The sequence below is a fragment of the Streptomyces sp. genome (assembly GCF_035645055.1).
Classification (GTDB): domain Bacteria; phylum Actinomycetota; class Actinomycetes; order Streptomycetales; family Streptomycetaceae; genus Streptomyces.
Genome location: NZ_DASQNH010000040.1, coordinates 1 through 20,092, shown reverse-complemented (window position 1 = coordinate 20,092; position 20,092 = coordinate 1). Strand labels below are relative to the sequence as shown.

11 protein-coding genes are annotated in these 20,092 nt (G+C 74.2%); 3 read left to right on the top strand and 8 right to left on the bottom strand.

Annotated features, from left to right (window positions below; all coding sequences use genetic code 11):
- Window position 1: 1 nt before the first annotated feature.
- The 7 genes from VE614_RS13550 to VE614_RS13520 form a co-directional block, all read right to left on the bottom strand.
- The gene (locus VE614_RS13550) at window positions 2-2,227 is read right to left on the bottom strand and encodes a bifunctional glycosyltransferase/CDP-glycerol:glycerophosphate glycerophosphotransferase (RefSeq protein WP_324936185.1); all 2,226 of its coding nucleotides are present in this window, start codon (window positions 2,225-2,227) and stop codon (window positions 2-4) included.
- 1 nt (window position 2,228) lies between these two features.
- The gene (locus tag VE614_RS13545; RefSeq protein WP_324936182.1) at window positions 2,229-4,427 is read right to left on the bottom strand and encodes a bifunctional glycosyltransferase/CDP-glycerol:glycerophosphate glycerophosphotransferase; all 2,199 of its coding nucleotides are present in this window, start codon (window positions 4,425-4,427) and stop codon (window positions 2,229-2,231) included.
- A gap of 163 nt (window positions 4,428-4,590) precedes the next feature.
- The gene (locus VE614_RS13540; protein ID WP_324936180.1) at window positions 4,591-6,906 is read right to left on the bottom strand and encodes a bifunctional glycosyltransferase family 2 protein/CDP-glycerol:glycerophosphate glycerophosphotransferase; all 2,316 of its coding nucleotides are present in this window, start codon (window positions 6,904-6,906) and stop codon (window positions 4,591-4,593) included.
- A gap of 163 nt (window positions 6,907-7,069) precedes the next feature.
- A complete protein-coding gene (locus VE614_RS13535) occupies window positions 7,070-7,945 on the bottom strand; it encodes a carbohydrate ABC transporter permease (protein ID WP_324936178.1) in 876 nt (291 codons plus the stop codon).
- On the bottom strand, window positions 7,942-9,225 hold the full coding sequence (locus VE614_RS13530) for a sugar ABC transporter permease (protein ID WP_324936210.1): 1,284 nt from the start codon (window positions 9,223-9,225) through the stop codon (window positions 7,942-7,944). The genes VE614_RS13535 and VE614_RS13530 overlap by 4 nt, the downstream gene beginning before the upstream one ends.
- 73 nt (window positions 9,226-9,298) lie before the next feature.
- Window positions 9,299-10,687: an ABC transporter substrate-binding protein gene (locus VE614_RS13525; RefSeq protein ID WP_324936176.1), complete on the bottom strand. Its 1,389-nt coding sequence runs from the start codon at window positions 10,685-10,687 to the stop codon at window positions 9,299-9,301.
- A gap of 158 nt (window positions 10,688-10,845) precedes the next feature.
- Window positions 10,846-14,973, bottom strand: a complete 4,128-nt coding sequence (locus tag VE614_RS13520; protein ID WP_324936208.1) for an FHA domain-containing protein — start codon at window positions 14,971-14,973, stop codon at window positions 10,846-10,848.
- A 368-nt stretch (window positions 14,974-15,341) separates the two neighbouring features.
- Between VE614_RS13520 and VE614_RS13515 the strand changes: the two genes are divergently transcribed.
- The 3 genes from VE614_RS13515 (at window position 15,342) to prfB (ending at window position 19,769) form a co-directional block, all read left to right on the top strand.
- Window positions 15,342-17,069, top strand: a complete 1,728-nt coding sequence (locus VE614_RS13515) for a serine/threonine-protein kinase (RefSeq protein ID WP_324936173.1) — start codon at window positions 15,342-15,344, stop codon at window positions 17,067-17,069.
- A 152-nt stretch (window positions 17,070-17,221) separates the two neighbouring features.
- Window positions 17,222-18,466, top strand: a complete 1,245-nt coding sequence (locus tag VE614_RS13510; RefSeq protein WP_324936172.1) for a serine/threonine-protein kinase — start codon at window positions 17,222-17,224, stop codon at window positions 18,464-18,466.
- A 181-nt stretch (window positions 18,467-18,647) separates the two neighbouring features.
- Complete coding sequence (gene prfB, locus VE614_RS13505) at window positions 18,648-19,769, top strand: peptide chain release factor 2 (protein WP_324936170.1); 1,122 nt, start codon at window positions 18,648-18,650, stop codon at window positions 19,767-19,769.
- A 74-nt stretch (window positions 19,770-19,843) separates the two neighbouring features.
- On the opposite strand, the gene VE614_RS13500 is transcribed toward prfB, so the two are convergent.
- Window positions 19,844-20,092: RIO1 family regulatory kinase/ATPase (locus VE614_RS13500; RefSeq protein WP_324936168.1), on the bottom strand; the 249-nt coding region annotated here is incomplete at its 5' end.

The window sequence follows — 20,092 nt, the reverse complement described above, 5'->3', positions numbered from 1 at the left end:
ATCACGAGGCGGTGAGCACGTCGCGGTCGGAGGCGGCGGCCGGGGCCGGCAGCGCGACCGGCTCCGGCGTCCACCCCTCCTCGCCCAGCATCACCGTCCGCACCACCCGCTCGGCGGCGTGGCCGTCGTCGTACTCGCAGAACCGCTCCCGGAAGGCGGCCCGCAGCCGCTCCCCGTCCTGGTCCCGCCAGCTGCCCGAGGCGAACAGCCAGGCCAGTTCGCGGTAGGAGCGCGAGACATGGCCCGGCGGTTCGGCGGTGATGTCGACGTAGGCGCCGCGGCTCGCCGCGTACGCCGTCCAGTCGTCGGCGTGGATCACGATCGGCCGGTCCAGGTTGGCGTAGTCGAACATCAGGGCGGAGTAGTCGGTGACCAGGACGTCGGAGGCGAGCATCACCTCCTCGACGTGCGGCTCGTCGGTGGCGTCGATCAGCACGCCGCGCCGGTGCAGATCCGACAGGCCCATCCCGCGCGCGTGACCGGTGGCGAGCGACGGGTGCAGCCGCACCACGAGGGTGTGGCCGTCGCCGAGGTCCTCCGCGAACCGGGCCAGGTCGATCCGCTCGACATGGCCGCCGCGCCGGTACTCGCGGCGGGTCGGCGCGTACAGCACCACGGTGTGGTCCTCCGGGATGCCCAGCCGCGCCCGGGTCGCGGCCCCCGCGCCGGGGCCCGCGTTCACCAGCACGTCGTTGCGCGGGCTGCCGGAGCGCAGCGAGGTGAAGTGGCAGGGGAACGCCCGCTCCCACACCAGCTCCGAGTGCCGGTTGGCGACCAGGCTGTAGTCCCAGCGGTCGGCGCGCCACAGCATCTTCGGCACGTCGAAACCGTGCCGGGCGCCCGGCTTGCCGAGCAGGTCCGCGCCCATGTACTTCAGCGGGGTGCCCTGGTGGGTGTGGACGTGGACGGTGCCGGGGCGCTTGGTGAGCCCGCCGGGCCAGTTGACGTTGTTGACGAAGTACGTGGCCCGCGCGGTGACCCGGTCGTAGGCGGCCGAGCCCAGCAGCACGTGCTCCACGTCCGGCGGCAGCAGCGCGGCCGTCTCCTCGTCCCTGACCACCCACACGCCGCGCATCCGCGGGGCGATCTCGCGGGCCGCGCGGTGGATCGCCGCCGGGTCGCCGAGCACCCCGCGGTGCGAGAACGCCGAGTACACGGCCAGGTCCGGGTCCAGGGGGCGCCGCATGAGCAGGGCCGAGCGGGCCCGGTGCACCCGTCCGGCCGCCGCCGCGCGCACCCGCTCGGCCCGCCGTTCCAGCACCCGCCCGGCCCGCGCCGCCTGCCGCCGGGCCAGATAGCCGGCGTAGCCGCCCTCCAGCACCCGGTGCTCCTCGGCGACCGTGGCGCCCTCGGGCTTGCGCGCGCGGAACATCTCGGCCGTACGGCGGAAGAACTCGCCCTTGTCCGACGGCGGCAGCCGGTCCGGCTTGGCGAGGATGTCCAGGCAGTGCTCCGCCATCTTGGCGTGCAGGAAGCCCCGCCAGGTGTGCAGCTCGGGATGGGCGTCGAGATACGCGAAGACCCGCTCGTACTGCTCGTGGATGTCGAAGTGCTTGCGGCTGGTGGTGGACAGGATGTTGCCCTGGCGGCGCTGCCGGTACTCCACGCAGACCCGGTCCAGCGCGGTCATCCGCTCGGCGCTGAGCAGCACCGGGAACGTCCACGGGGTGTCCTCGTAGTAGCCGGGCGGAAACGCGAAGCCGTGGCGTTCCACGAAGTCCCGGCGGTAGATCTTGTTCCACACCACCATCAGCAGGTCCAGCACCTCGGGCCGCTCGGCGGCGCTGAAGGTGCCCGCGTCGGCCGCCTCGCCCAGCACGGGCGCCAGGACGTTGCGGCGGGTGCCGCCCCACCAGTAGGTGCGGACGTAGTCGAAGATCAGCACGTCCGGGTCGCCGGTCCCGGCCAGCCGGTCGGCCATCGCGCGCAGCGCGCCCGGGGTGAGGGTGTCGTCGCTGTCGAGGAAGAACAGGTAGTCACCGGTGGCGTGCGGCATCCCGGCGTTGCGGGCGCGGCCGAGGCCGACGTTCTCCGGCAGGTGCACGGCCTTCACGCGCGGGTCGCGGGCCGCGTACTCGTCGAGGATCGCGCCGCAGCCGTCCGGTGAGCAGTCGTCGACGGCGATCACCTCGAGGTCGCCGAACGACTGCTCCAGGACCGAGTCGAGGCATTCGCGCAGGAAGCCCTGCACCTTGAAGCAGGGGAGGATGATGCTGAAGCGGGGCACGTCAGCTCCTAACGAGGGTCGTCGCGGCGGGTGCGGGAACGCGCTCGGCGAGCGGGGTCACCGGGGGGATCGCCTCCGGCGGCTCGCCGAGGAACACCCGGCGCACGACCCGCTCGGCGGCCCGCCCGTCGTCGAACTCGCAGAACCGCTCCCGGAAGGCGGCCCGCAGCTCCCGGGACTCCTCGCCCGCCCAGGTGCCGTCCCGGAAGATCCGGGCCAGCTCCTCCGGGGTGTGCGCGACCGGTCCCGGCGGGGACTGCATCAGGTCGAAGTAGACGCCCCGCGTCTCCCGGTAGACCTCCCAGTCGTCGGCGTACACGACGATCGGCCGGTCCAGGTTGGCGTAGTCGAACATGATCGACGAGTAGTCGGTGACCAGCGCGTCGGCGGCCAGGCAGACGTCCTCGGAGGAGCGGTGCGAGGTGACGTCGATGATCCGGCCGGAGGCCTTCGAGCGGCCCCGGTCGTAGAAGTAGTGGGCGCGCAGCAGCACCACCACGTCCTCGCCGGCCGCCTCGCAGAACGCCTCCAGGTCGAGGCCGGTCTCGAAGCCGGTGTGCCAGTCGCGGTGGGTGGGCGCGTACAGGACGGCCGTCTTGCCCTCCGGAACGCCCAGCTCCGCGCGGACGCGGGCCACGTCCTCGGCGGTCGCCGTGCAGTAGACGTCGTTGCGCGGATAGCCGTACTCCAGCTGCTCGTAGGAGCCCGGGAAGGCCCGCTCCCACACCTGGGTGGAATGGCGGTTGGCGGAGAGGTTGTAGTCCCAGCGGTCGACCCGGCCCAGCAGCTTGGCGAAGCTGCCGGTCTGCGCGGCCACCACCGGATACGTCGACTGGTCGATGCCCATCTTCTTCAGCGGGGTGCCGTGCTGCGTCTGCACGTGCACGGTGCCGGGGCGTTTCACCACGCCTTCGGCGAAGTTGGCGTTGTTGACGAGGTACGTGGCGCGGGCCAGCACCTCCCAGTAGCGGCGGCTGCCGATCACCGCGTGGTCGACGTCCTTCGGCATGGCGTGCGCCTGGTCGGCCTCCACCAGGAACACCGACCGGATGTGCGGGGCGAGTTCACGGGCCTTGGCGTGGATCGCGGCCGGGTTGCAGGCGTAGCCGCGGCCCCAGTACGCGCAGAACACCGCCAGGTTGGGGTCGAGCGGGCGGCGCAGCTGCCACCGGTAGAGCAGCCGGGTGCGCAGTCCGCGTGGACGCGGCAGCCGTTCCCCGGCCCGTACCGCCGTCTCCTTCGCGCCGCGCAGCAGCCGGAACGCCGCGTAGGCGCCGGTCGCCAGCAGCCGGTGCTGGACGCCCAGGCTGCCGCCCGGGGTGCGGTGCCCGGCCGGGCGGTGGCGCCGGTAGAGTCCGCTCGCCCGGCGGAAGAAGGCGCGTCGGCGGCGCGCGGGCAGCCGCCGCGGGTGCCCGGCGGTCTTCAGGACGGCCGCGAAGAGCTGGTCGAACAGGGCGTGCGCCCGCTCGGCGGACAGCTCGGGGGCCAGCGCCAGCGCCCGCTCGGCCTGGTCGAGGAGTTCCGTGTGGTGCTCGCCGGGCAGATACAGCCGGTTGCCCTGCCGCCGCACGTGATGCCGTATGACGGCCTCGCACAGCACCGCGACGCGCTCGGCTCGCGCCATCACCGCCGCGCCGAAGCCGATGTCCGTGAAGTGCCCCTCGGGAAAGGTGATGTCCCGCTCGGTGAGGAAGGCCCGCCGGTAGGCCGCGGCCCACGCGGGCAGCTGGACGCCGGTCAGCCGCGGCGCCCGGTCCGGGTGGAAGACCCCGGACGGGGCCTGGGCGAGCAGCGGTCCCGCGGGCTGCGTGGGCTCGCCCTCCCACCAGGGGGCCCGCTCGTAGGCGAAGGGCAGCACGTCCGGGTCGCCGGTGTGCGTCAGGCGCGCGTGCAGCGCGGCCAGCGCGCCCGGCAACAGGATGTCGTCGCCGTCGAGGAACAGCAGGTACGCGCCGGTCGCCACCCGCATCCCGGCGCCGCGCGCCCCGGCCAGACCGGCCGACGGCGGTGAGTGGACGGGAGCCACCCGGGAGTCCCGCTCGGCGTGGGCGGCGGCGACGTCCGCCGCGGGGGATCCGGGCCCGTCGCACACCGGGATCAGCTCGAAGTCGCCGAAGGACTGGGCGAGGACCGAGTCCAGCGCCTGGGCCAGCCGGCCCGCGACCCCATGGGACGGGACGATGATGCTGAAGCGGGGCATTCTGCTCTTTCCATGGTTGTGCCGGTCCTGGTCAGGCGGGAGGTCCGCGCCTCGGACCGGGTGAGGAACGGCCGGGCCGCCCCGCCGGACGCCACGTGGACGGCCGGGACGGGGTCGGCCGCGACGAACTGCGGGGCATGTGAACTCCCGGAAGGTGCAACGGTCATCGGTGTCCGTCGGTGACGGTGAGCGGGCCAGAAGGTTGCGGCACGCTGGCCAGCGGGCTGCGCGGCTGCGCGGCGGCGGCCGACGGCACGGGCCGGCGCTCGGCGAGCGGGATCACCGGCGGGATCGACTCCGGCGGCTCGCCGAGCAGCACATGGCGCACGACCCGCTCGGCGGCCCGCCCGTCGTCGTACGGGCAGAACCGTTCCCGGAACGCGGTGCGCAGCTGGGCCGAGCGGGAGCCGCGCCAGTGGCCGGTGGCGAAGATGTCGATCAGCTCGTCCTCGCTGCGCGCCACCGCGCCCGGCGGGAAGGCCCGCAGGTCGAAGTAGGTGCCGCGGGCCGCCTGGTACGCCGCCCAGTCGTCGTCGGGGCTGTGGATCACGATCGGCCGGTCCAGGTTGGCGTAGTCGAACATGATCGACGAGTAGTCGGTGACCAGGGCGTCAGAGGCCAGGCAGAGCGACTCGACGTTCGGGTGGCCGGTGACGTCGACGACCCGGCCGGAGGTCGCGGCGAGCGGGCCGCCGTGCCGGGCGTGGGCGCGGGCCAGGAGCATGAACCGCGGGCCCAGCCGGCGCACCACGCGCTCCAGGTCGAGAGCGGTGCGCTGGGTACGGCGGTGGTCGCGGTGGGTCGGCGCGTACAGGATCACCACCGTGCCCTCCGGGATGCCCAGCGACTCGCGGATGCGGGCCACGTCCGCCGGGGTCGCCTGCTGGAAGACGTCGTTGCGGGGGTAGCCGTACTCCAGCGTGGTGTACCGGCCGGGGTAGACGCGTTCCCAGGTCAGGGTGGTGTGGCGGTTGGCGGACAGCACGTAGTCCCAGGTGTCGACGCCGTCCAGGAGCCGCGCGAAGTCCGTGTCGCGGGCCGCCGCCGGGCGCTCCTGGAGATCGAGGCCCATGTGCTTCAGGGGCGTGCCGTGCCGGGTCTGCACGAAGACCTGCCCGGGCCGCTTGACCAGGCGGTGGTCGAAGTCGGCGTTGTCCACCAGGAACTTGGCGCGCGCCAGCGCCGTCCAGTACGCGGCGGTGCCCGGAGTGAGGCGACGGGTGCCGGTCGGGACCGTGTGGTGGTGCTCGGGGCGGGCGATCCACGCGGTGCGCAGCTGTGGGGCGAGCGTGCGGACCGCGGCCTCCAGCGCGCCCGGGTTGCAGCCGGGCCCGGCGCCCCGGGAGGCGGCGAACACGGCCCGGTCGGCCTGGAGGGGCAGCCGCAGCTGGATCCGGTAGTGCAGCCGGAGCGCACCCGCCCGGACCGCCCGGGCCAGGCCCCGGGCGAGGCGGGCCGTACGGCGGCGGGCGGCCAGCAGCAGGTGCAGGGCGCGGAAGGTGCGGTGCGCGCCGAACCGGACGAACGCGTGCCGCAGCCGGACGCGCGGCGGGGCCGGGGCGCCGACGGGGGCACCGCCCTGCTCGAGCGAGGCCGAGAGCCCGGGGGACCGGTAGCGGCGGTAGTGGGCGCGGGCCCGGCGCAGGAACGCGGCGCGGCTGCCCCGCGGCAGGCGGTCCGGCTTGCGGTACACCAGCGTCAGATGGTCGACCATGCGGCGGAACAGCAGCGGGTGCCACCGGGCCAGTTCCGGGTGCGCCTCCAGATACGCGAAGACCCGGTCGTACTGGTCGAAGATGTCGAAGTGCCGGTCGCTGGTGGTGGACAGGATGCTGCCCCGGCGGCGCTGCCGGTAGTGCACACAGACCCGGTCGAGGGTGGCGATCGACTCGGCCGACATCATCACCGGATACGTCCAGGGCGTGTCCTCGTAGTAGCCGGGCGGGAAGACGAAGCCCTCGCGCTCGACGAACTCCCGCCGGTACGCCTTGTTCCACGCCACCATCAGCAGCCCCAGCAGACCCGGCCGGTCCTCCAGCCGGAACGGCGCCGGACCCTGCTCGGTGAGCCGGCCGGCCGCCTTGTTGCGGACCGTCTCGCCGGTCCAGTACGTGCGGGCGTAGTCGTAGACCAGCACATCCGGTTCGCCGGTCTCCTTCAGCCGGTCGGCGACGGCGCGCAGGGCGTCCGGGGTGAGGGTGTCGTCGGAGTCCAGGAAGACCAGGTAGTCGCCGGTCGCCCGCTCCGTCCCGGCGTTGCGGGCGGCGCCCAGCCCGCCGTTGCGCTCCAGGTGAACGGCCTTGACGCGCGGGTCGCGGGCCGCGAACTCGTCGATGATCTCGCCGCAGGCGTCCGGTGAGCAGTCGTCCACCGCGATCAGTTCGAGATCGGGATACGACTGCGTGAGCACCGAATCCAGGCACTCGTGCAGGTACGCCTGAACCTGGTACGCGGGAACGATGACACTGAACCTGGGCAAGGGGACATCCAAGGGTCGGCGGGACAGCTCGGGCGTTCTGCCCGGCAACGGCCCTGGAAGCGCAGGAGTTACGGTCTGTACGGCATGTGGGGGAATCGGGGTGAACGCGAAGGGGCGGGCCGGTGATCCCGGCCCGCCCCTGTGAAGTCGCCCCGCTCCGGGGCTACTTCACGGCTCCCGCCATCACGCCCGACACGAACTGCCGCTGGAAGGCGAAGAACACGGCCAGCGGCACCACCATCGAGATGAACGCGCCGGGTGCCAGCACGTCGATGTTGTTGCCGAACTGCCGTACCTGCGTCTGCAGCGCGACCGTGATCGGCTGGCTGCCCGCGTCGGTGAACACCAGCGCCACCAGCATGTCGTTCCACACCCACAGGAACTGGAAGATGCCGAGGCTCGCGATCGCGGGCCCGCCCAGCGGCATCACCACCCGGGCGAACAAACGCAGTTCACCGGCCCCGTCCAGGCGGGCCGCCTCCAGCAGCTCCCGGGGGATCTCCGCGAAGAAGTTCCGCAGCAGGAACACCGCGAACGGCAGCCCGAACCCGACGTGGAACAGGATCACACCCAGGATGGAACCGAACAGACCGAGGTTGCCGAACAGTTCGGCGATCGGGATCAGCGCCACCTGCACCGGCACCACCAGCAGTCCCACCACGGCCAGGAACCACCAGTCGCGGCCCGGGAACTCCATCCACGCGAACGCGTAACCCGCCAGCGCGCCGATCACCACCACCAGCACCGTCGCGGGGACCGTGATCAGCACCGTGTTGACGAGGGAGTCGGTGATGTCACCGTTCTCCAGCAGCTTCTCGTAGCTGTCGACGGTGAGCCGGGCGGGCTCGGTGAACACCGTCCACCAGCCGCTCTCGTTCATGTCCCGCGTGCTGCGCAGCGAGGACAGCAGCAGACCGACGGTCGGCACCAGCCAGAACAGGCCCACCACGATCAGGAAGACCCGCACCGCGCCGCCGCTCAGCTTCTCGACCACCCACGCGGCCGGCGACCGCCTCGGCTGTGCGGACAGCTTCGTCATCGCCGTACCTCCCGCCTGAGCCGCCGGACGTTGAACCACATCACCGGGATCACCAGCAGCAGCAGGAAGACCGCGATGGCGCTCGCGACGCCCGGCTGGTCCTCGGCGAAACCCTTGCGGTACAGCTCCAGGGCGAGCACGTTCGCGTCGTCCTGCGAGGAACCCGGGGCGATGATGAAGACCAGGTCGAACACCTTCAGCACGTTGATCATCAAGGTGACGGTGACGACCGCGAGGACCGGCGCGAGCAGCGGCACGGTGACCCGGCGGAACACCTGCCACTCGCTGGCGCCGTCCACCCGCGCCGCCTCCAGCAGCTCCCGGGGCACCCCGGCGAGACCGGCCGCGATCAGCACCATCGCGAAGCCCGCCCACATCCAGATGTACGAGCCGATGATGGCGGGTGTGACCAGCGACGGGCCCAGCCAGTCCAGCCCGTTGTACGGCTCCTTGAAGTTGTCCGCGGGCAGCCGCAGCAGCGCCCCCTCGGCGGACGCGGGCAGACTGAAGGTGCCGTCGTCGGCGGCCGTGGCCGAGGCGACCACCTTGCCGTCCTTCACCGCCTCGATCCTCATCCCCGGATAGCCGAACTCGGACGGGTCGGGCGCGCCGAGCGTGCCCACGCCCTTGCCGCGGGTGAAGTCCTGCCAGGTGGTGCCGGTGATCTTCCCCGGGTCCGCCTGCGGCTTCCCGGCGGGCTTCGCGCCGTCCGGCATCAGATCCGGCGCCACGCCCACCAGCGGCAGCACCACCGGCTCGCCCGGCCGGACCGGCTCCTTCGTGATGAACGCACCCCCGCCCGCCGGTTCGAGCGGCGACTCCCGCCCCGGATGGGCCTTCGGGAACGCCGACGACTGGGCGAACGTGTCGTGCACGCCCACCCACACCGCGTTCGCCACGCCCTTGTCCGGATCCTGGTCGTACACCAGCCGGAAGATGATGCCCGCGGCGAGCATCGAGATCGCCATCGGCATGAAGACGACCAGCTTGAACGCGGTGCCCCAGCGCACCCGTTCGGTGAGCACCGCGAAGATCAGACCGAGCGCGGTCGCGACGGTCGGCGCGAACACCACCCAGATGATGTTGTTCTTCAGCGCGGTGCGGATGCCGTCGTCGGTGAACAGGGCCTGATAGTTGTCGAATCCGGCGAATCCGTCGCCGGACTGGTCGTAGAAACTGCGGACGACCGAGTACCCGATCGGGTAGACCACGAGCGCGCCGAGCAGCACCAGCGCGGGCAGCAGGAACAGTGCCGCGATGGCGGTGCGGGTACCGGTCACGCTCTTGCGCTTGGACGGAGCGGCGGGGGCCCCGGGGACCTCCGCCGCCGGTGCCGGCGACGTCATCGCCGGCTCAGTTCCCGTACGCCGCGGCCGCGTCGGCCTCCAGCCTGCGCTGGGTGCCCGCGATGTCCTTCGGGTTCTTCAGGAAGTCCTGCAACGCCTTCCACTCGCCCTTGCCGGGCGTGCCGCCGAAGGCCTGCGGGGCCTGGTCGGACATGTCGAAGCGGAAGTCGTCACCGGCCGCGATCAGCGCCTTCGCCATCTCCTGCTGCACCGCGTTCGGATAGGCCTTCGGGTCCACGTTCCTGTTCGGCGAGAGGTAGCCGCCGAGCTTCGCCTGGATCGTCGCCGCGTCCGGCGAGGCCAGGAAGGTGGCCAGCGCCTGCGCCGCCTTGGAGTCCTCAAGGATCACCGCCGCGTCACCGCCCGAGACCACGGGCGCCGTGTCACCGACGGCCGGGAACGGGAACACCTTCGCGTCCGTGCCCACCTCCGCCTCGGTCTCCGCGATGTTCACCTGCACGAAGTCACCCTCGTAGACCATGCCCGCCTTCGGCTGGTCGCCGCCGGTGAAGGTCTGCGTGACGGACGCCGGGAACTCGGTCTGCAGCGCGCCGCTCGCACCGCCCGCGAGGTAGTCCTGCTTGCCCCAGATCTGCGCGAGCGTGGTCAGCGCCTCCTTCACGGAGGGGTCCGTCCACTTGATCTCGTGCTTGGCCAGCTGGTCGTACTTCTCCGGGCCCGCCTGGGAGAGATACACGTTCTCGAACCAGTCGGTGAGGGTCCAGCCGTCGGCGCCGCCGACGGAGAACGGCGTCACCCCGGAGTCGTAGATCGTCTGCGCGGTGGTGAGCAGGTCCTCCCAGGTCTTCGGCTCCTCGGCGCCCGCGTTCTCGAAGACCTGCGTGTTGTACCAGATCAGGGACTTGTTGGCGGCCTTGTAGTAGACGCCGTACGGCTTGCCGTCCACCGCGCCGATGTCCCGCCAGCTCTGCGAGAAGTTCTTCTCCAGCTCCGCCTGCGCTTGCGCGCCCAGCGGCTTCGCCCAGCCCTTCTCCACGGCCTGCTTGATCGCGCCCGGCTGCGGGAGCATCACGACGTCCGGCGGCTGACCGCCCGCGATCTTCGAGCCGAGGAAGTTGATGATCGGGTCCTGCGCCGGGACGAAGGTGACCTTCGCGCCGGTGCGCTTCTCGAACTCCGCGAGCACCTTCTTGAAGTTGGCCTGCTCCGGCCCGGTCCAGACGGCGGCCACCTCCAGGGACTCGCCGTCCAGCTTGGGGAGTTTCACGGTGGCGGTCGTCTCGGTGCCGCCGCTCGCGCCCTCCGTCGGGCCGTCGTTGTCGTCGTCGCCTCCGCAGGCGGCGAGCGAGAGCGAGAGCGCTCCCGCGAGAAGGGCCGCCGCGGTGCGCGCCGCCCTCCGTGTCGTCGTCCGGCTGGTGCTGCTCCTGATGTGCATCACGGCCCCGTTCTTCGTTCCTCGTCGAACGTCCAGCGTTGATCCCTATGCTCCGTGAGCACTGGTCTACGCCGGGTGACGGAGGTCGGCAAGGGCGCGAACCGTGTCAAGGGCGTGATCGTGACCGCGCTGTGACTCGCGCCCGCCCCGGCCGGCGCCTACAGCAGCGACGGCACCTGGGCCGCCGACACCTCCCGCGCCGCCCGCTCCAGCGCGCTGGCCAGCAACGCCAGGTCCGTCGGCCCGTTGCCCAGCTCCCGCACCGGGCGGCGGGCCGGCGGGTCGCCCATCCGGTGCCAGTCCAGCGGCACGACCGTGGGCCGCAGGGTCGCGGTGCGCGGAATCCGGCCGGTGACCCGGCCGCCCTGGAACGGCATCACCCGCCCGTCCGGCCCGGTCAGCCGGCCGCGCCCCGGCGACGGCTCGTCCGGGCCCGGCGCCGGCGCGTCCAGCACGATCCGCAGCCGGGCCCGCCGCGCCGCCTCCGACTCGGCCGTACGACCGCCCGGACCGGCCGCCGCGACCAGATGCACCCCCAGCCGCTCGCCCTCCCGGGCCACCGCCTCCAGCGCCCGCACGACCGACCCGGCCGCGGGCCGCCCCGGGGAGCCCAGCGCGGGCGACACCAGCGCGTCCAGATCGTCCACGACCACCACCAGCCGCGGCAGCGGCGGCGCCGCCTCCGCCTGCCGGCGCGCCCCGCCCGGCCGCAGCCGCAGCGTCGAACTGGGCGGCCCGTCCAGATCCGCGGCACCGGAACCGCCGCCCGGCCCCGTCGTCCGGCCGGGAGCGGATTGCGGCGTCTGCCGCGGCGCGGATCGCTGCGCGACCATCCGGCTCGCCAGCTCCCGCCCGGTGTGCCACTCCGCGAAGTCCGAGCGGCCCAGCAACTCCGCGCGCCGCTTCAGCTCGGCGCTCAGCGACTGCGCGAACTCCCGCATGCGCACCGGATCGTTGGCGGTGAGATGGGTGGTGACATGCGGCACGTCCGTGCACACCCGCAGCCCCTCGCCGTGCGCCGGACCCGTGCCCACGCTGTCCCGGCCGTCCATCAGCACGATCCCCAGCCGGTCGGGGCGCTCGGCGGCGGCCAGCGAGGCGACCACCGCGCGCAACAGCTCCGTACGGCCGCTGCCCGCCGGGCCCTCGATCAGCAGATGCGGGCCGTCCGCCACCAGGTCCACACAGACCGGCCCGCGCGGGCCCGCCCCGAGCACCGCCCAGGCCCGCCCGCCCAGCGCCCGGGTGTCGTCGGCCGCGTCCGCCCAGCGGGCCATCAGCGACGCCGGGGTGGCCCGGGCCAGCCCCAGCTCGTCCAGCAGCCGGGCCGACTGGGGCAGCGGCGCGGACACCCGCGCCTGCCGCTCACCGCCGGAACCGTCCGGCCGCAGCGGCGCCAGCGCCCGCGCGAACCGCTCGGCCCAGGCGGGGGAGACGGCGTCGACCGTCGCCATCGTGCCGTGGCCGACCGGACCGGCCGGGGCCACCCGCAGCAGCCGCAGCGCCGTCGCCACATCCCCACTGAGCAGCGCCACCGCCCCGCACGCGCGGAACGCGGGCACCGCCGCGCAGGCCGCCTCGTACGTCTCCGTCACCGGCGACACCGGCGAGGCGGGGGCCGTCTCGGCCAGGCACAGCACGTGGATCCCGGCCCGCGGCCCCTCCGCGGCCAGCCGCGCCACCGCGTCCCGCAGCCCGGCACCGCCCGGGTCGCCGTCCACGACGACGACCGTGTACGGCCCGGGGAACCTGCCCTCGGCACCGTCGTCCCGCAGCGCCCAGGAGGGCCGCCGACCGGCACCGGGGCCGCTGCCGCCGGCCCGGGAGGGGGCGGGGCTGTCGCCGTCGGCCGCGCCGTGCGCTGCCGCGCCGCCGGCGGGGGAGGGCGGGCCGTACGCCGTGCCGCCGTCGGCCGGCGTGGGGCGCGGGGCGCCGCCCGCGCCGGGTCCGCCCGGCAGGCCGTGGGCCGCCGCGTGGGGGTGGGAACGGCGCTGGGCTTCGCCCGGCGGGGTGTCCGCGGTGGTGTCCGGCCCGGCGGTGCCCGGAGCCGGTGCGGACGTGCCCGGCCCGGCGGTGCCTGGACCGGCCTGGGCGGGCAGGCCGTGGGCCGTCGGGGCCGGGCGCCCGCCGGTTGCCGGGGGGCGCCCGGCACCGGCTGGGAAACCACCGTCGGCGGATGCGGACCGGGCGCCGCCCACGGTGGATCCGTCGGCGGATGCGGACCGGACGCCGCCCACGGCGGATCCGTCGGACGAGGCATACGGCGCCGCGCCCGGCGAGGCCGCGGTCGGCCGACCGCGCGACGCCGCGCCCGGGCCCTGCCCGCTCTGCGGGGCGCGGGACGCGGTCGGGTCGTATCCGCCCCGCGGAGCGGGGTGCGTACCGCCCGGGCCGTGCCCGCTCGGCGAGGGCTGGGCCGTTTTGCCCGGGCCGTGCCCGACCTGCGCGGCCCGAGTCGGCGTGGTCGGGCCGTGCCCGCTCTGCGGGGACTGGGCCGCCTCGCCCCGGCCGTGCGCGCTCTGCGGAGCGGGGTCCGTGCCGCCCGCGCCGTACCTGTCCTGCGGAGCAGGGGCCGTGCCACCCGCGCCGTGCCCGACCTGTGGGGCCGGGGGCGGTGGGGTCGGGCCGTGCTCGACCTGCGGGGGGCGGCCCGTGCGGTCCGGGACGGGCTCGCCCGGCGCGGTCGGGGCCGGTGCGAGCGGGGTCGGCGGCCGGGTCGCGTTCGCGCGGTCCGTGAGGTGGTCGTCCAGGCGGCGCAGGAGTTCGTCGGTGCGGGCGGCGGCCTGTTCGCGGTCGTAGGCGAGGAGGAGGCGGCAGTCCTGGCCGTGCCCGGGGCGGACCTGCGGGAGCCAGCCCAGCCAGGACCACTCGGCGGTGCGGTCCGCCACCGAGCGGGCGCGGTCGGTGCTGATGAGCACGATCTCCAGGGTCGCGGGCGAGTGCAGCGCGGCCAGCTGCGCCAGCACCGCCCGGGCCAGCCCGGCGAGCCGCGGGCGCGGTCCGGCCAGGCCCAGCGCGCCGGCCTCGCGCAGATCGGCGGTCACCGGCACGGCGGGCAGCAGGCCCGAGCCGTCGGGGGCCGGGCGGTCGGCGGTGCCGAGCCGTACCGTCAGCGCCTCCGGGTGTCCCGGCCCGCGTTCCCACAGCCGGGGGCCGGGTCCGAGCGCGGTCAGCAGCAGGGACGCCGGGTCGGGCCAGGTCTCGGGCAGCCGCGGACCGGCCGACGGCGCCGGCAGCGGTGTGGCGGCCGCTTCGGCGTCGTACGTCTGCGGCCCGGCCGCCGCAGGCTGCTCGCCGCGTCCGCCGGCCAGTCGGCGCGCCCACGCGCCCAGGCCTCCGCGCCGGCGTCCGGCGTGCGTCCCGCCGTCGGCGGGCGGCAGCGGGCGGGCTTCGGCCGTACGGCGGGACCGTCCCTCACCTTCCAGGCGCCCCTGTTCCACCGCGGGTGCCCCGGCCTGCCCCGGTACGACCGGCGGGCGCACGGGCGGCTCCACGGGCGGCTCCACGGGCGTGTGGTCCTGGGCGGCCGACGGGCCCTCGCCCGGCCGCCGCTCCGCTTCGGCGGGGCCGTCCGCGCGCGCGTGGTTCTCCGGGGCCTGCGGGAGGCCGGCGGACGGGGACGCCGGGGCGACCCGGACGTACCCTTCGCCGTCCGGTGCCGTACCCCGCCGGGCTCCCGGCCCCCCGGCCGGGGCGAGCCGCAGGGCCGACTCGCCGAGGCGCAGCAGCGCGCCCGGCGGCAGCCGCACCGGGCCGGAGCCGACGCGGGTGCCGTCCAGGGTGGTGCCGTTGGTGGAGCCGAGGTCGGCGACCGTGACGCGGCCGTCGGGTTCGAGGGTCACCGCGCAGTGCAGCCGGGAGACGTCCGGGTCGTCGAGCGGGACGTCGGCGTCGGCGGAGCGGCCGATGTCGATCCGGCCGCCGTGCAGCAGATGGACCCCGCCGGCGTCGGGTCCGGCGACCACGTCGAGGCGGGCCGGGGCGTCGTCGACCTCGGGGTGCGGTTCGGGGTCGGCGGGGGCGCCGACGGAGAGCACGGCGCCGTCCAGCAGCGGGGGCTCGCCGAGGGTGCAGCGGCGGTCGTCGAGGCGCTCCGCGCCGGCGTACAGCACCACCGGCCCCGCCTGGGCCGCGTCGCCGGTGACCGCCGAGGCCAGCGCGGCGGCGACCGCCGAGAGGGCCGTGCCGGCGGGCGCGGTCACCAGCACGTCGCGGCTCGCGGCGCGGCCTCGCGCCTCGACCGAGGGCGGGCCCAGCGGGTCTATGACGGTCAGCCGGATCTGCATCGCCGTCAGCGGTCCCTTCTGCGCGGGCGCGGAGGGTTTCGCCCACCCCCACACGAGCACGTCGGCCAGTACTGCACGCATCCTCGCACCTGTCACCGACAACACGCCCGCCGCTCCGGAACAAGTGATCTTGATTGGTCGGCTCTGCCCGCAAAAGTGCCTGACGGACGGGGCGGCGGCGACCGCTTGAGATCGGTCACGTCGGCTTTCGGCAACCCGCGGACCGGGGCGAGCGTCTTTCCTTCGAACATGGCCGGGAACCGCGACGTAAGACCCACGGAAAGACGACAGCCCGGCCGTCGCACCCCGGCACTACAGTGGGTCGCGAGACAGACCACAGGCAAGCCAAGCAACAGGGAGCGCGTGACGTGCGGCCAGTCGGCAGCAAGTACCTGCTCGAGGAGCCGCTCGGGCGCGGCGCCACGGGCACCGTCTGGCGAGCCCGCCAGCGGGAGACCGCGGGCGCCGAGGCGGCCGTGCCCGGACAGCCCGGCGAGACCGTCGCCATCAAGGTCCTCAAGGAGGAGCTGGCGAACGACGCCGATGTCGTGATGCGGTTCCTGCGGGAACGCTCCGTGCTGCTCCGGCTGACCCACCCGAACATCGTGCGGGTGCGCGACCTGGTGGTCGAGGGCGATCTGCTGGCTCTGGTCATGGACCTCGTCGACGGCCCGGACCTGCACCGCTACCTGCGCGAGAACGGCCCCCTGACCCCGGTCGCCGCGTCCCTGCTCACCGCGCAGATCGCCGACGCGCTCGCCGCCAGCCACGACGACGGCGTCGTCCACCGCGACCTGAAGCCGGCGAACGTCCTGCTCAAGCAGGACGGCGGCCAGATGCACCCGATGCTGACCGACTTCGGCATCGCCCGGCTCGCCGACTCGCCCGGCCTCACCCGCACCCACGAGTTCGTCGGCACGCCCGCGTACGTGGCCCCGGAGTCCGCGGAGGGCCGCCCGCAGACCTCGGCGGTCGACATCTACGGCGCCGGCATCCTGCTCTACGAGCTGGTCACCGGCCGTCCGCCGTTCTCCGGCGGCTCCGCCCTCGAGGTGCTGCACCAGCACCTGAGCGCCGAACCGCGCCGCCCCTCCACCGTCCCCGAGCCGCTGTGGACGGTCATCGAGCGCTGCCTGCGCAAGAACCCCGACGAGCGCCCGAGCGCCGAGAACCTGGCCCGCGCCCTGCGCGTCGTCGCCCAGGGCATCGGCGTGCACGCGAACTCCGCGCAGATCGCCGCCGCCGAGAACGTCGGCGCGCTGCTCGCCCCCGACCCGGCGCCCACCGCGGTCCCCGGCACCCCGGGCGCGGCGGACCCGACCCAGGTGCTTCCGCAGGGCTCCGCGCCGGGCGCGTACGACCCGAACGGCGCGACCAGCGTGCTCCCGCACACCGGGGGCCCGCCCGGCGCCGCCGACCCCACCGCCGTCCTGCCGAACACCGGCGCCGCCGACCCGACGGCCGTCATGCCGCCGGTGCCCCCGCACCAGCAGGGTCAGCAGGGCCACGACGGGCAGCAGGGCGAGCACCCCTGGCAGAACCAGCTGCGTGCCGCGCGGGACCGCAACGAGCAGACGCAGATCCAGTACCTCGACCCCGACCAGGACCCGCTGCGCCGCCGCCCCCAGCGGCAGGTCGCCCGGCCGCAGCAGCAGCCCCAGCAGCGCCCGCAGCCCCGTCCGCAGCCCCGCCCCCAGCAGGGCCCGCCGCCCGGCTACGGCTATCCGCAGCAGCAGCAGCAGCAACAGCCGCCGCAGCGGTACGCCACCCCCCAGCCCCAGCAGCCCCAGCCGCCCCAGCGGTACGCCCCGCCCGCCCCGCCGCAGCCGCAGCGGCCCCAGCGGGAGCCCCGGGAGCCGCGTCGGCGCAGCGCCAACCCGATGCGCATCCCGGGCCTGGGCTGCCTCAAGGGCTGCCTGTTCACGATCGTCATCCTCTTCGTGGCCGGCTGGCTGATCTGGGAGCTGAGCCCGCTCCAGGAGTGGATCGGCACCGGGAAGGGCTACTGGGAGCAGCTCTCCGACTGGTTCACCACGGTGACCGGCTGGATCAGCGATTTGGGCGGGTCCGGTGGCACCGGGGGATCCACGCAGTAGCGAGGCAGTGGCGAGGCAGCAGTGCGGCAGTAGCCGGGCGGCAGCGAGTCTGTCGATTTGTCGACAGCCAGGGGGTGATTTCCGGCTCCCCGGTGAAGGCCGGCTCCTCGGGCGCGTAGTTTTAGCGACAACACGCGTCTGTAGGAGCAGTCTTGGCACGGAAGATCGGCAGCCGGTACACCGCGAACCAGATCCTGGGTCGGGGCAGCGCCGGCACGGTGTGGCTGGGCGAGGGACCGGAAGGGCCCGTCGCCATCAAGCTGCTGCGCGAGGATCTGGCGTCCGACCAGGAACTCGTCGGACGCTTCGTCCAGGAGCGCACGGCCCTGCTCGGCCTTGAGCACCCGAACGTCGTCTCCGTGCGCGACCTGGTGGTCGACGGGAACGACCTCGCCCTCGTCATGGACCTGGTACGCGGCACCGACCTGCGCACCCGGCTGGAGCGGGAGCGACGGCTCGCCCCCGAGGCGGCCGTCGCGATCGTCGCCGACGTCGCCGACGGGCTCGCTGCCGCCCACGCGGCCGGGGTCGTCCACCGGGACGTCAAACCCGAGAACATCCTGCTGGACATGCAGAGCCCGCTCGGCCCCGGCGGGTCCCACCGCGCCCTGCTCACCGACTTCGGTGTCGCCAAGCTCATCGACACCCCGCAGCGCACCCGCGCCACCAAGGTCATCGGCACCCCCGACTACCTGGCCCCGGAGATCGTCGAAGGCCTGCCCCCGCGTGCCTCCGTCGACATCTACGCCCTCGCCACGGTCCTCTACGAGCTGCTGGCCGGCTTCACCCCCTTCGGTGGCGGCCACCCGGGCGCGGTGCTGCGCCGCCATGTCACCGAGACCGTCGTCCCGCTGCCCGGCATCCCCGAGGAGCTGTGGCAGCTGATCGTCCAGTGCCTCGCCAAGGCCCCCGCCTCCCGGCTGCGCGCCTCCGAGCTGGCCGCGCGGCTGCGGGAGCAGCTGCCCACGCTCGCCGGGATGCCGCCGCTGGACGTGGACGAGCCGGACGTCGACGCCGCCGAGCCCGCGGACGAGGCCCCGCAGCCCGACCGGGGCGAGCCCGCGCCCGCGCCCCGCCGGCGCCGCGGCGCGGTCTCCCTGGTCCCCGGCGCCAAGCCCGACTCCAACCGGGACACCCACACCTCGATGCGCGTCCCGGCCCCCGACGAGCTGGCCGGCGGCGCCCACGGCACGGCCCGCGCCCCGCGTGCCGCCGGCGCCCCCCGCCCCGGCTCGGCCCGCAACCGCGCCGCCACCCGCCGACGCCGCCTCGTCCTCGGCGCCGCCGCCGTGGCCGTCGCGGCCGCCATCGGCGCCGGCACCTGGCTGGCCACCTCGGACGACGAGCCGGCCGGCACTCCCCAGGACATGAAGAACTCGGCCCCGGAGACTCCGTAGCGAAGGCGCCGGCCAGTGCAATCCAGCCCGTCCGGCGTTCGGGGGCGAGGCCCTTCGGGCCGAAGCGGGGGTTCCGGGGGCGGCAGCCCCCGGGGCCGCGGCGCCCACGACCCCGGCCGTGTCGAGAACCCGGGCTCAGGACCGGACACTGCCTCCCCGGCGGAGCCGTTACGCTGGGAGCGTGGCAGTCGTCGATGTATCCGAAGAGCTCAAGTCCCTCTCCTCGACCATGGAGTCGATCGAGGCCGTTCTGGACCTCGGGAAGATGAGGGCAGACATCGCCGTGCTCGAGGAGCAGGCGGCCGCGCCGTCCCTGTGGGACAACCCGGACGAGGCGCAGAAGATCACCAGCAAGCTCTCCCACCTCCAGGCGGAGGTGAGGAAGGCCGAAGCCCTGCGCTCGCGGATCGACGATCTCGCCGTGCTCTTCGAGATGGCCGAGGAGGAGGACGACTCGGACACCCGGGCCGAGGCCGAGTCCGAGCTGACCGCCGTCAAGAAGGCGCTGGACGAGATGGAGGTGCGGACCCTCCTCTCCGGCGAGTACGACTCCCGTGAGGCGCTCGTCAACATCCGCGCCGAGGCCGGTGGCGTCGACGCCGCCGACTTCGCCGAGAAGCTCCAGCGCATGTATCTGCGCTGGGCCGAGCAGCGCGGCTACAAGACGGAGCTGATCGAGACGTCGTACGCGGAAGAGGCCGGCATCAAGTCGACCACCTTCTCCGTGCAGGCGCCCTACGCCTACGGCACCCTCTCCGTCGAGCAGGGCACCCACCGCCTGGTGCGCATCTCGCCCTTCGACAACCAGGGCCGGCGCCAGACGTCGTTCGCGGGTGTCGAGGTGCTCCCCGTCGTCGAGCAGTCCGACCACGTCGAGATCGACGAGTCCGAGCTGCGCATCGACGTCTACCGGTCCTCCGGCCCCGGCGGCCAGGGCGTGAACACCACCGACTCCGCGGTGCGCATCACGCACCTCCCGACCGGCATCGTCGTCTCCTGCCAGAACGAGCGGTCGCAGATCCAGAACAAGGCCACCGCCATGAACGTTCTCCAGGCGAAGCTGCTGGAGCGGCGCCGCCAGGAGGAGCAGGCCAGGATGGACGCCCTCAAGGGCGACGGCGGCAACTCCTGGGGCAACCAGATGCGCTCGTACGTCCTGCACCCGTACCAGATGGTCAAGGACCTGCGCACCGAGCACGAGACCGGCAACACCACGGCGGTCTTCGACGGCGACATCGACGAGTTCCTCGAGACCGGCATCCGCTGGCGCCGCACCACCGAGCGCAGCACCGCCCCCGCCTGACCCCGACCCCCCATCGGTGATCAAGGGATCCGCGAGGGTCACGGATCCCTTGATCACCGACAGGAGCGGGCCCGTCAGCCGAGGCCGGCCTCCTCGAGCAGGTCGGCGGTGAGGCGGTCGGCGTCGGCGACGTGACCGGGCAGCCCTCGGGCGGTGAACCACCCGGTCATCACCCGCACGTCCCTGGCCAGGAACGACGTGCCCTGCGGGTTCGCCACCAGGTCGACCACCTGCGGCAGGTCGATCACCACCAGCCGCCCGTCGTGGACCAGCACGTTGTACGGCGACAGGTCGCCGTGCGCGAGCCCGGCGACCGCGAGCAC

Bases quoted from the DNA above. Each gene is read 5' to 3' on its own strand.
- VE614_RS13545 (WP_324936182.1), bottom strand. From the start codon at position 4,427: ATGCCCCGCTTCAGCATCATCGTCCCGTCCCATGGGGTCGCGGGCCGG.
- VE614_RS13525 (WP_324936176.1), bottom strand. From the start codon at position 10,687: ATGCACATCAGGAGCAGCACCAGCCGGACGACGACACGGAGGGCGGCG.
- VE614_RS13520 (WP_324936208.1), bottom strand. From the start codon at position 14,973: ATGCAGATCCGGCTGACCGTCATAGACCCGCTGGGCCCGCCCTCGGTC.
- VE614_RS13535 (WP_324936178.1), bottom strand. From the start codon at position 7,945: ATGACGAAGCTGTCCGCACAGCCGAGGCGGTCGCCGGCCGCGTGGGTG.